Genomic DNA, 12,173 nt, shown 5'->3' on the forward strand with positions numbered 1-12,173 from the left:
GATCGTTCGGCGATTTGGAATCGCTTCACGCCAGTCCTGATAGTTCGAATAAACACCCGATGTGTAGGGGGCCAAACCGGTCATGATCGCCGTACGTGATGGGTTGCAACCCGGACTCGGACAACTTGCGTTTGTGAAGCAAACGGACCGCTGCCTAAAGCGAGTGAAGTTAGGCGTGATTGCCTGAGGATGCCCCTTGAGCGGTTCAATCCAATCGTTCAGATCATCGACGGAAACGAACAGCACATTGGGGCTTTGATCTTGACCAATGCTTGACGCAAATGGGGACAATACGAAGATGCAAATCAAAATCAGTTGGAGTCTGTTTTTCATCAGTCGGCTTCTCACCAATGCGTGATTCATCAATGCGTTATGTAATATTCCGGGTTCATCAGCTCGCTGCCACGATCGCAAGCAGCCTCACTTCGCGTGCCCTGGCTGGCTGGCGTTGGTCTTTTTCAGCCACGCGTCCAGCTCGGATCGAAGCTGCTGAGCCCTCTCCGGCATCTGCTTCGCGATGTTTCGCGACTCACTGATGTCGTGTTTTAGATCATAGAGTTCAATTGAGTCATCGTCATAATACTTGATCAATTTGTAGTCGCCTGAGCGAACGGCACTTCCCAATCGATTCTGTTGGTGAAAAGCGTAATTGGGATAATGGAAATAGATCGAGTCGCGTTTCAGTTCCGATCCATCTTTGAGCAGCGGTAGCAAAGAGACTCCGTCAGGCGTATTGGAGGGATCGGGCTTTAGGTTCGCTGCGGCAAGAATCGTTGCATGAATGTCCATGGTGATTACCGGCGTCGCAGTTTGCGTGGAAGGGCTGACGTGACCGGGCCAGCGAACGATCATTGGGACTCGAATCCCGCCTTCATACAGGTGCCCTTTTTCCGCTCGCAACGGTTGCACGTTTGCCGCGAACGGTCCGTTGTCAGACGTAAAGATCACCAACGTATCTTCGTCGAGACCTTGTTCGTCAATTGCCTTGATGACTTTGCCGATCGATCGATCCATCCCCTCAATCATTGCTGCGTAAGTCGGATTCTCGACGCCCGGTCCTTTCCTGCCTTCGTATTTGGCGATCAAATCGTCAGGGGCTTGGAAAGGATAGTGAACCGAGTAGTTCCACCAGCAAAGAAAGAACGGGCGATTCCCATCGGTTTGGGCCGACTCGATAAAGCGGATGCATTCATCAGCGCAGCGGTCGGGCAAGTACTCGCCATCGCTTTTGCCTTGCAGGTTGGGAATCCCGTACGGACTGAAATAGCTGGGGGGCCCACCGAACCGACAACCTCCGATATTGATGTCAAAGCCTTGATGTTCAGGGCGCAATTCCGGCTCGGTCGGCTGATCTTGGTCGGAGTTCGGATTGGATCCGCTGCGATGAGAGAGATGCCATTTCCCGACAAAGCCCGTCGCGTACCCAGCTGCCTTCAGTTGCTCGGCCAGCGTGACCCGTTCCAGCGGTAGGTGTCGTAACCAAATCGGTGTGATCAAATCCGTACCGGGTTTCTGAAAATTTGGTGGGTGTCCTCCGGCGTGATTGGTGATGTTCAGACGCGCCGGCGATTCTCCGGTCATCAGCGCCGCGCGTGTCGGAGTACAAACGGGCGCAGCCGAGTAGGCATCGGTAAATAGCAAGCCCTGCTCTGCCAGCCGATCCAGGTTGGGCGTATCAAGTTTCTCGTTGCCGTAGCACTGAAGATCCTTCCATCCAAGGTCGTCCGCCATGATCAAGACAATGTTCGGCGGCTTGGAGTAGGCCGCAGTTGCGGTTGCGATCATCAAGCAAAGCGGGATCAGTCGAAGGGTAATGTTCATGTTCATCAGTGGTCTGATTTGCTGAGTTGGCTGAAATCGAAGGTCGGGTCCGTTATCGTTTCGGGGCTTCCATGACGATTGGCGAATCGCCTGGCAGACCGAAAGTCTTGACGACTTGTTGATGGAGGGCAATCCCATGTTTGCAACGTGAATCGAGTGTCCGCACGGCCGCAGGTTGTGAGTGCACCAGAACCGTTAGCACGATTCGGCAAATCGAATTGACAAGCCACTGGTTCGAAAAGTGTCACGGGGCATTGTTGTCCGATCTGGAAAGGCGACCGGATATCTTCCGTCGCGTGCTACGGTTTCCGCAACCATCGACCAATACAGGTGAGTTTCAATCGACCCAGCATTATCACGAACGGACTCGCGAACGTGCGATGCGGTGCCCCTCGCGTCCCCCGAGTCAATCGCTTCCCCTGAACTGAATCACGGACCGTCGTCATTCGGGGCGACATCGCCGCAAACGCGAATGACTATACTGTTCGCCAGATCACCGTCCGCCTCCGACGCGGTTTGCTCGAAACGGGGCGATACGAATTGCACTGGAAAAGAATCTTACGAGCGGTCGATGCACCCTTACCCGCTTTGCATCACCACATGCAGATGTTGATCCACCGGTTGCAACTCGCTGGGGTTGACCAATCGGCCAATGGCGTTGCGGTAAAAGTCTTGGGTCACGTTGCTGCACAGTGCATCGTAATGGCGAAACAGTTCGCGTGCGGGGCGATCAATTGTAAACACTCCCGCTTGTGCGATCCGCTGTGCCGCCTCGACCCGCTCTCGAGTGCAAGGGTGAGTGTCCAGCAGCCCTGTTTTCCCCGTCGCGATCATTTGCTTCACTTTGGCGACCTCGTCACTGGGCATTTTGTGTCGACACAGCTGGATCATGCGAGGGATATTGTCAATCATCACGGCTTTCTTGATCAGCGAATACATTCCCTCCATCGCATGGCCCGACGCCGCATTCAATAGGTGCAACTCTTCGCCCGTGCTGACAAACACCTCCGACCCCACCAAAGCGATCTCGTAGCGGTCCGCATCAAATTCCATCTGACGACTGAAGATGCTGCTGGCCGTGTGCGCCGCGACCATGAATCCCCACAAAACCCAGCGTACCAACCCCACACACCCGCGCGCCAACGCCAGTACCAATCCAAACGCGGTTTCGCTTTCGGTGATCGCTTCATCCAGCATTTCGTCGATCGCGTCACGCGCATAAACGACCTTGGCGAACCAAAGATTGATCGCGGCGATGATCAACTGCGCACGCATGCCGGCGCCTTGTGAAAAATGACCAAATTCGTGCGCAAGAACCCCGGCAAGTTGTCGCGTCGTCAGCCCCGAAACCAAGGGAACCCCAATGGTCAACACCAGCTCTCCTTTGAAAATGCCACGAAAACCTGCTCCGTAGGATGCCGAGGCATTCACGTTGCTGTCGACTTGGATGCGTTGAGGACGAGGGGCTTTGATCGCGTCGCAGATATGATCGACAAGTTCAAACAGCACTGGTTCGCCCTCACGCGTCACCGCGCGTGTACGAGCGGGACCAAATCCAACCAACGAAAAGAAGATCGGTTTCAGCATAAAAATCACGACGGTCACGCCGGCAATGATCGGTGACACCATTGCCAACCAGACAAAGATCATTGCGCGGCCACCACGGACGCCCATTCCGGAAACCAACTCGGGAAAAACGTGGAACGTATAGTGATAGACCAACCATGCGGAAGCGGCGACCAACGCGACGTAGGCCAGCGGCATCGCCATCATGAACAAACTCAGCAGCCCCAACCCGGCGCGATAACCAAGGCTCGGTCGGTGCATCGCAATTGGTTGGTCCAATTGCCGTTGAATCTCGTGACGGAAGTCAATCTTCGCTGCCGGTGCTGCTGCCGGCTTGCCGGGTCCCACATTCGGTTTCGGGGATTCACTCGAGGTGACTTTCGCTACCGATGCCGGTACCGGAAACGCTGCCGGTTGTGATGCGAAAGCCATTGGGGTGGCCGTCGCAGCAGGTAACTGCAGATCGGCAAACAGATCGTCGTTGTCCAGAGCGTTGGGCGTGCTCGGCGAAGCCGCGGCCGTTGCTCCGGTTGACGGCAGTGACAAGTCGTCCCAATCAATATCGTCGGCAGATCGGGTCGGGGACGGAGCTTGCTGTTGTTTCGCAGCGGTCGGTGGAGCCGTTGAAGGAATTGGCGAGCGAGCGGATTGGGGACGAGGTGAGTCGGCCGGCGGGACACGTCGCTGCGGAACGGTTGCCTGCGGAACTGGCGACGGCGGATTCGCCGGTTGGGGCTGCAGGCTCGTTTTCGACGCCGGGATACGGAAGGCTGTTCTACAAGCGGGACAGCGAACCGTTTTCCCACGCACCGCCTGCGGAACCTTCAACACCTTCTCGCACGAAGGGCACTTCAATTTAAAGTTTGCATCCGCCACGATAACTTTCTCTAGCAAAAAGGGGCCTTCGCCATCTCAACGCCCGACGGTTGGCCGAACGAAACCGCCGCTCCATGATAAGGCAATGTCAGATCAAAGATGTCACCGCGGAACGTTTGCGCCATAAAAAAGATAGATCAGGCTTGCCGCGAGTCGGTTTAGTGGTCCATGTGCTCGCGGTGGCCTAGCAAAATTTTGAAGTGATGTCGCACATTGAGTTGAGGTTTTGTTCCGACCTATTCTTCAGTTACCTCTCCCCCAACGAAGTTGGTGGAGAGGTGGCCGAAAGACTGTCCAACCAAAAATCACAGCACACCAAAAGTTTCAGCCACTTCGGGGCTAGCGGGGCGTGGTGAGCGCGTGGATGCGACTAAAAAATTCCGCCGGGGCGTTCCTCGGCGGAAATACCTCATTCAATCATCTCACCAGCGATGTATAATGGTCGGTTTATCATTCATGACCCGGCAGGAGGCGATCCTAACACGATGAGCGAATATGGGAGTTCCGCAGCATTCACACACCAGCATCCTGGGGCGGGCGGACGATGAGCCGATTTGTTGCGGTAGGCGATATTCATGGGTGCAGCAAAACCTTCGAAAAATTGCTCGAGATTCTGGACCTGCGTCGCGATGACACGCTGCTGTGCACAGGAGATCTATCGTCCAAAGGCGAAGACTCGCGAGGGGTTCACGACCAATTGCTTCGGTTGCAACACCGCGGCGTGCGACTGGTACTGTTGCTCGGCAACCATGAGCTGATGCTGCTGGCCATGCAGCGTTTAGTCGGCGCCGACGTCGACCTCACCGCGTTTCCGCCGTCGATGTTTCGTGGAGCCGATATTAGCTTCTTCATACGCAGCAATGAGACCTGGGCAACATTCAAGTCGTACGGTCTGCCGTGTGCCGACAATGCGGACTTTTGGGCATTTCAACACGATCACCCTGAACGACATTTCGAAAAAGTAACGCGAAAACTCCAGCGTACAGATTGGGAACTTCCTCAGCCGCATTTGGATCTGTTGTCTCAGTGCAAGACGCATCATATCGAACGAAACTGCCTGTTCGTGCATTCCGGAATTCGTCCATCCAGTCTGCAAATGGACGACGCACACCGCGCGATCGAATCCCAAATCGCCGCTGACGCAAGAGACCTGTGTTGGACCCGCGACGGGCTCGGCCACGCCCCCCGCTTTCCGGAACTGATCGTTCATGGACACACACCGCTCTTTTATTTGTACTCGTTCATTCCTGATACCACTCCCTGGCGCGACGAAGAATTGATCTTCAAATCCGTCGTCCATGATGGCGCGCTGAATTTAGATAGCGGCGTTTTCCTCGAGGCTGGCCATTTGACCGCCGTCGAGATTCCCGAAAGCGGCCGTCCCTGCGATTTCCGCTTCATTCGCGTCCCCCGCCTGGACCCAGTTTGCAAGGACCGTCTGTGGCACTTCAACTATCGCTAGATGCCCGCCGGTGGAGGTGATCGTGTTGCTGGGAAAACATGGACACCACAGTACTAACAAGACGGGAGTTCGTGGTTATCGACTTTCGCTCTAGACGGGTGGATTTTATAGCGGAGCAGCGCGGGCCCGCCCGGTCAAAATCCAGCGTATTACTTGCCGCCGACGAACGGGCCCCGCGCCGCGAGCGCAACCCAAAGTAGAGGGCATTGGGCGAGAGTTCGTGGATGCGAGCGAAATCGCGATCGTATCACCCCATCGGGCAATGTTGTGAAGCATTTTACTCGTCGCTACCTTCGCCAGTAGTTAGTGATTCTCAACGGACGGCAACCATCCACGCTCTGGCGAGCGTAGCTACATAACGCAAATGCCGAGATTTGCGTACTCTAAATGCGTCGCAGCGTTCCCCTTATCCTCGCGATTGGGCGCAGCCAGGTGCCGTCAACTCTATCGACTTTCCCAGTGCGTCTTGTTCCCAGTGCGTCTTGTTCAGTGGATTAAGCGGACGGTGAACAGCATGCAACTGAGTTGATGGGTGGTTGCTTGCCACTAGATGGGTCAACCACTTGAGCTAAATGTCTAGCGTCTCATGCGCTGAAAACGAAAGTGGTTTTAGCGAAAGTATTGATGATGCGGTTTTGCAGCATTCCAACAACAAATCATAACCCGAAACGCTAGCGAGGGACCGAGTCAATATCGAGATTCCCTTGCTTATGCTTCGGGTTGTGAAACACGCGCAACTTAACAAGCGAAAGCGGGGGGGATATGGCGTCTTAACGGCGTTGTTGGTTGGTAGTCCGTAGCGATTGGTCAAGTCAGACCCATCATTCGCGTCGCGCGGGGAATCACGGTTTTGCTGGTCTGCGTAGACGACGTGGTCCGAAATAGCTCTCTAGAGCGGCTTGGACTGTTTTGAATAACGGTTCAACAAATGACCGCTGTTTGCCCCAACTTGAAAGGATTCCAACATGCGACTCGGACAGCAACTTTTCCTCGTCCTCGTGGTGTCGATTACGGGAATGAGTTCCGCCTCGGCCCAGCTTTTTAATTTCGATAACTGCTACGTCGCCGGTTCCTTCTCCGGCGATTTCCTGACCGTGGAAGGCTCCGGACGTAACACCAACGGCAACTTCGACGCTTCCGGCAAAGAGCATGAAACGAACGATGCCTATGCATTTGCCATTGGACGCGAATTCGACTACTGCGACTATCAGATTCGCTTGGAATCCCAGTATATGTTCCTGAACGACTCGGAATTCACACTGAACAGTTTTCCAGGACCGCCGGGGCCCTATACGTTCTTTTACCGCGGTGCTTTCACTGATCGCTTCACCAGTATGTCGAACCTGTGGATCGACAAGCCAATCAGCGAAAACGTTGAGATCTATGCTGGCGGAGGAATCGGCTGGTCACACTTCGAATTTGCAGCCAGCGACGGCGTCGTCGTCAGCGGCAAAGATGATGTTGACGTCGCCCATCAATTCGGGGTCGGGTTGACATGCAAACTGCTTTCCAATGTTGAAATGGATTTCGGTTACCGCCGTATGGATCTTGGCACGGCCAACACGAACCTGAAAACGATTTCCGGCGGTGCCCCCTCGGGGAATCTGAACGTCGATCTCGATTCCGATCAATTGGTGTTGACGCTACGCGTCTTCCGCCGCTGAGATCCGTTCGACAGAGCTGCTAAGGGATACAGCTGCTAAGGGACACAGCATTTTGGACACTCCCTTGCCTCGCTCCGGTGAATGCGGGCCGTGCGGGATCTGCGAGAGCAAGGCGAGCCGCGGTTTATAGTTGCATCAATCAAAGGGGTCAGGACTCTTTGTCTTGGCCTTTCGGGAGCCTTATCCTCTATCGGCCCTTGGGACGCATGGTGGATTCCAAATTCAATCGACGCGCTATCGATTCCACCCAACCTTCGTCACCCAATGGCTTGTCCCGTTGAGCGGACACTCGAATCGACTGGAGCTCTACTTCGCTTAACGGTTCGTTGACACGATCTACCCATCGAGGCAATCGCGCGAGTGGCCACGCTGTCAGCAGCGGAGGGCGCCGCTCTGGTCGATCAAGTCACCGAGAAAGCGATCCCTAACGCCAATCTTCGGCTCGGTCCACTAAACCAGCACGAAGTGCATTTCGCTCGACATAGCAACAAGCGACAAAGAAGTGCGCGTCATCCTGAATCGGAAAGCTTTTGCACCGCTGCTGGTACACATGGCCCTGACCACTTGTGTGGTAGTGTGCGTGGTAACGCATCGTATGCGTCCCCTCCAACACAACCCATAAACCGGCTCATCACGCCGTCGACTAGAGGCCGCAAAAGCAGGTGGTAGTGATTAGGCATCAACTGATACGAATACAACTCAACTTGATGAATCTGCAAAGCTTCGTACAAGATTCGTTCGAACGCTTCGAAATCAGCGTCTTTATGAAAGATCGTCGCACGGAGGTTTCCGCGATTGAGCGCATGATCAAGTCCCCCCGCTTCATCCGCCCGTGGTGGTCGTGGCGTATCAAATGTAACCTGGCAAAAGTAGAAAACCACAGGATACATGCGCTGACTCACCCATCAAAGAGGCCTGACCCCTTCGATCTCTTTTGACCCTGATCTCTTTCTGTCAAAGAGCCCTGCCCCCTTTGATCTGACCCTGCCCCCTTTGATCTGACCCCTTTGATCTCTCATACGCCATCCGGCTGTGAAATTGAACACCATCGGCGTGAGCCCGTGGATGCGTCGCAAACGCTTCTGCTGGGGCGAGCGGGACTGAAATCGTAGCAGGCGACACGTTCGAAGAGAGCCGACATGAAACGTGGGGCTTCCATCTCCTGTCGTCCCTTCAGGACTATTTGTACTCGGGGCGTTCGTTGTCCATGGGCTGACGCCCATGGCTACAACCTATCGCCACTTGCGTGGCTATCGTTTGTCCCAACGGGACGGCGGGATGTAGCCACGGGGCGTGAGCCCGTGGATGATAGAGACCTGCGTTGGAAATTGGCAAAATGATTAAGGGGCAAAATGATTAAAAGCCAAGCCACCTCGAGCCTGGAAATCATTTTGCCAAACTTTCCTGACCCATTTACTTTCCCATTTGATTTCACCCGAACCCACGAGTGTGACTCCGGCGACGCCCGAGTATGAAACCACTCGCCGCGGGAGTCGGTTACGGTCGTTTTGGAGACGGGAAAGAAAACATGACCGTATTGTTGTCTCTTGGGTTGTCTATGGTATTTTGGGGATCACCAAAACGGACACTCGACAATGTCGCTCTCCGCCAGAATCTTTCGACCGTTAAAAATGAGCTCTTCCGAGAACGAATGTAAAACAATGATGAAACAACTTTTGACGGCAATAGCGTTCGTGTTCGCGTGCCTGCCTCTGTTTGCGGCAGCATCAGACAAGCCAAACCTCATCTTCGTGTTGTCCGACGATATTGCGCAGGGTGACCTCGGGGTCTACGGCCAGAAACTGATTCAGACACCGAATCTCGACCGACTCTGCAACGAGGGAACGCGGTACCTGTCGGCCTATACAGGTACCAGCGTTTGTGCACCGGCACGTAGTTCGTTCTTTACCGGATTGCATATGGGGCACTGTCCGACGCGGGCCAACCGCGAGATCCAACCAGAAGGGCAACGCCCGCTTCCGGCCGATACGGTCACGATTGCCAAAATACTGAAAACCGCGGGGTACAAAACCGCGACGATGGGCAAATGGGGCATGGGCATGTTCGATACGTCGGGCAGCCCGTTCAAAAACGGCGTGGACCACTTCTTTGGCTACAACTGCCAGCGACATGCGCACAGCTACTTCCCAAACTATCTGTATAACGATGACCAGCGTTTTGAAATCCCTGAAAATCAAGACGGCAAGAAACAGGTGTACGCACAGGAATTGATCCAGCAGGATGTGCTGAAGTGGGTCGACGCGAATTCCAGTAACCCATTTTTCCTGTTCTATGCGATCACGCTTCCTCACGGACGTTTCGAAATCGACGATCAGGGAATTTATAAAGACAAACCATGGACCGAGACCGAAAAGAACTACGCGGCCATGGTGACACGGATTGACTCGGACATGGGCGAACTTGTCGAGCTGCTCAAGGCGAAAGGGATCGACAAAAACACGCTGATCGTCTTCTCCGGTGACAATGGCTCGTCGTTTAATCCAAACACTGCAATCGGCAAACGTTTCAATCAGACGATGGACGGCAAGCTGCGTGGATTCAAAAGGGGCATGTATGAAGGAGCGCTTCGTCAGGCGGCGTTCGCGTGGTGGCCTGGCACGGTTCCCGCCGGCCGCGTGACGGATGAACCGTGGGCGTTCTGGGATTTGCTGCCCACGTTTGCCGAGCTGGGACAAGCCGAAATCCCTCAGGACTTTCAACCTGACGGTTACTCGTTAGTCAATTTCCTCGAAGGTGGACCGGCACCTCAACGGGATTATTTTTATTGGGAATTGCATGAGAACCGACCGGGACCAATCCAGGCAATCCGCTGGGGTGATTGGAAAGCAGTTCGCCCCGCCCCGGGGGCTGACATTGAACTGTATGATCTCGCCAATGATCTGGGCGAAACAACCGACTTGGCCCAATCCCACCCCGAACTGGTTAGCAAAGCGGTGGCAACGATGAACGAAGCTCGCACGCCGCATCCCGATTGGCCCGATCCGGCCACCGCGGCGGCGGCGAAAAAGAAGTCGCAGAAAAAATAGTGTTCTTGGACAACGGGAATAGAGGTGGGACGGCTCGTTAGCAGGTGGGGAAATTGTTGCCCGCGATTCTCTGCAAACGGCTGCGGAAAATTAACAGTACGTTAATTTTTCGCGGCCTGTTTGATATTTTTGCGCCCCGGCTCTCATTCCATTCGAGCCCATCGATTAGGCTGACTTGAATTCGCTGTTGGCCTTTTCAACTTGCTTCGCTCACTCGATAGGTTCCTATGTTGCTTAAAAATGCTTTTCCAAGATCCTGTTATTTGCGACCTTGGATCGGACGCTTCTGCTTGCTCGGATGCATCACCGTGCTCGGCACTTCATTTAACGCTTCGGCGAAAGCGGAAACGTGGACCGATGCAACCGGCCAATTCTCGATCGATGCCAAGTTCATCGGTGTTGAGGGCAAGAGCATCGTTTTGCTCAAGGACAATGGTGCCAAAATCAGCGTCCCGATTGCGAAGCTCAGCCGGGAGAGTCGTGATCAGGCTCGCAACGCCTATGAGCAAATGCGAAACGAGCTTAAGCAACCTGCGCAGTCATCGTCGGAATCGGAGTCTGCAGTAGCACCCACTGTCAACCGAGCGTTGGATTTTGATCCGCCCACGCCGCCTTCGGTCGATCCGATGCCGCCGTTCCCCGACAACTTGTCGGTGCGTGAAACGATCAACTTTGCCAAACAACAATTCCTGGCGGGGCATCCCGAAGTATTGTGGCATGCGTTGCCCGAAGAAATGCGTGCCACATTTGATGACAACCGTTTCCGCAGCGAGGTTAGTCCGTTCGTCGATCAGAGCACCGCTCTGCAATCCCAAGTCGAACCGGTTGTCTTCAAAGCGATCGAAGTCTTGGTCACCAAGAAACCGTTTGTGCTTGGTTCGCCCTTGTTGGACCAGGTCCCGACAGACGTCATGCCGCAAATCGATCAAGCGTACGATCCCGCCGTCGGCGTCCTGTACGAGCTGGTTGATTTCGCTTTTTCATTTGATATGACAGGGGAGCGTACCCTTTCGCAAGCGATCAACTACCACGGCCCGCGTCTCGGCGGTCACCTGAAACCCTTGTTCCAGCTAGCTCCGCCGGGGGCAATCGACGGATTCCTCGACTCGTTGACGATCGAGCAGATTGATGATGACCACGCCATCGTGCGAGTTCCGCAGACGGAAGGTCAACAACCGGCGAGTGACTTTAACTTTGAGTTCACATCGCGTGAGGCCAAGCTGGTCCGTGTCTCGAACCGCTGGGTCACCGAGGAACAGTTCAGCCAATGGAACGAACTGAAGGCGAAACTCGAATCTGGCGAACTGAAAGGAGCGATGGAACAGATGAAATCGGATAACGCGGAAAGCATGCAGGGCATAACGATGATGACGGGCATGTTTACCGTCATGGCGGGCACGGTATTGGATTCACTACTGGCGGCCGAGTCGCAACAGGAATTTGACCAGGCAGTCACAAAAGCGGCAACGATGCTAAATTTCGGAACCGGAAATGCCGGCGACGCAGCGGGCCCCGAAATGGAGTTTGGTTTCAGCGGCGAAGACAGCATCCAATTGGAGATCTCCGAGTCGATGGAGAGCTCCAGTGCACCCGCAGGTGCGAAGAAGGTCCCATCAGGTCCGGCGCCGGAGGGCTGGAGCTTGGATCTCGCTGGATTGGAAATTCCGTCCACGACGGCGTCCGGGGTCGCCGCCGGGATGCCCACCATGATCAACGACTCGAGAATCCGCGATGGCA

General features: G+C 54.7%; 9 protein-coding genes and 1 pseudogene. 5 read left to right on the forward strand and 5 right to left on the reverse strand.

All coding sequences use genetic code 11. From position 1 onward, the window contains the following. The 3 genes from ABX962_RS17640 to ABX962_RS17650 form a co-directional block, all read right to left on the reverse strand. Positions 1–333: sulfatase-like hydrolase/transferase (locus ABX962_RS17640; protein WP_372721356.1), on the reverse strand; the 333-nt coding region annotated here is incomplete at its 3' end. Between the two features lie 87 nt (positions 334–420). After that, complete coding sequence (locus ABX962_RS17645) at positions 421–1,821, reverse strand: sulfatase (protein WP_372721357.1); 1,401 nt, start codon at positions 1,819–1,821, stop codon at positions 421–423. Between the two features lie 579 nt (positions 1,822–2,400). Continuing rightward, positions 2,401–3,933 (reverse strand): M48 family metalloprotease, encoded by a 1,533-nt coding sequence (locus ABX962_RS17650; RefSeq protein ID WP_372721358.1) that lies wholly within the window; start codon positions 3,931–3,933, stop codon positions 2,401–2,403. On the opposite strand from ABX962_RS17650, the gene ABX962_RS17655 reads away from it, so the two are divergent. The 3 genes from ABX962_RS17655 (at position 3,927) to ABX962_RS17665 (ending at position 7,389) form a co-directional block, all read left to right on the forward strand. After that, on the forward strand, positions 3,927–4,247 hold the full coding sequence (locus ABX962_RS17655) for a hypothetical protein (protein ID WP_372721359.1): 321 nt from the start codon (positions 3,927–3,929) through the stop codon (positions 4,245–4,247). The genes ABX962_RS17650 and ABX962_RS17655 overlap by 7 nt on opposite strands. Before the next feature lie 560 nt (positions 4,248–4,807). Then, on the forward strand, positions 4,808–5,725 hold the full coding sequence (locus ABX962_RS17660; protein WP_372721360.1) for a metallophosphoesterase: 918 nt from the start codon (positions 4,808–4,810) through the stop codon (positions 5,723–5,725). Positions 5,726–6,690: 965 nt separating this feature from the next. After that, positions 6,691–7,389, forward strand: coding sequence for an outer membrane protein (locus ABX962_RS17665; RefSeq protein ID WP_372721361.1), 699 nt, complete (start codon positions 6,691–6,693; stop codon positions 7,387–7,389). A gap of 424 nt (positions 7,390–7,813) precedes the next feature. Here the strand turns inward: ABX962_RS17665 and ABX962_RS17670 are convergent, their stop codons facing one another. Then, the gene (locus ABX962_RS17670) at positions 7,814–7,981 is read right to left on the reverse strand and encodes a hypothetical protein (protein ID WP_372721364.1); all 168 of its coding nucleotides are present in this window, start codon (positions 7,979–7,981) and stop codon (positions 7,814–7,816) included. A 79-nt stretch (positions 7,982–8,060) separates the two neighbouring features. Next, positions 8,061–8,279, reverse strand: a pseudogene (locus ABX962_RS17675) (hypothetical protein); the annotation flags it as partial. Positions 8,280–9,050: 771 nt separating this feature from the next. Here ABX962_RS17675 and ABX962_RS17680 point away from each other — a divergent pair. Next, complete coding sequence (locus ABX962_RS17680; RefSeq protein ID WP_372721362.1) at positions 9,051–10,436, forward strand: arylsulfatase; 1,386 nt, start codon at positions 9,051–9,053, stop codon at positions 10,434–10,436. A gap of 263 nt (positions 10,437–10,699) precedes the next feature. Continuing rightward, a partial coding sequence (locus tag ABX962_RS17685; RefSeq protein WP_372721363.1) for an SHD1 domain-containing protein occupies positions 10,700–12,173 on the forward strand: 1,474 nt, incomplete at its 3' end.

Source organism: Novipirellula sp. (assembly GCF_041583735.1).
GTDB lineage: Bacteria > Planctomycetota > Planctomycetia > Pirellulales > Pirellulaceae > Novipirellula.

What these genes read in the sequence shown, in the direction of transcription:
- ABX962_RS17660 (WP_372721360.1), top strand. Translation starts at nt 4,808, where the DNA reads ATGAGCCGATTTGTTGCGGTAGGCGATATTCATGGGTGCAGCAAAACC.
- ABX962_RS17680 (WP_372721362.1), top strand. Translation starts at nt 9,051, where the DNA reads ATGATGAAACAACTTTTGACGGCAATAGCGTTCGTGTTCGCGTGCCTG.
- ABX962_RS17670 (WP_372721364.1), bottom strand. Translation starts at nt 7,981, where the DNA reads ATGCGTTACCACGCACACTACCACACAAGTGGTCAGGGCCATGTGTAC.
- ABX962_RS17665 (WP_372721361.1), top strand. Translation starts at nt 6,691, where the DNA reads ATGCGACTCGGACAGCAACTTTTCCTCGTCCTCGTGGTGTCGATTACG.
- ABX962_RS17645 (WP_372721357.1), bottom strand. Translation starts at nt 1,821, where the DNA reads ATGAACATTACCCTTCGACTGATCCCGCTTTGCTTGATGATCGCAACC.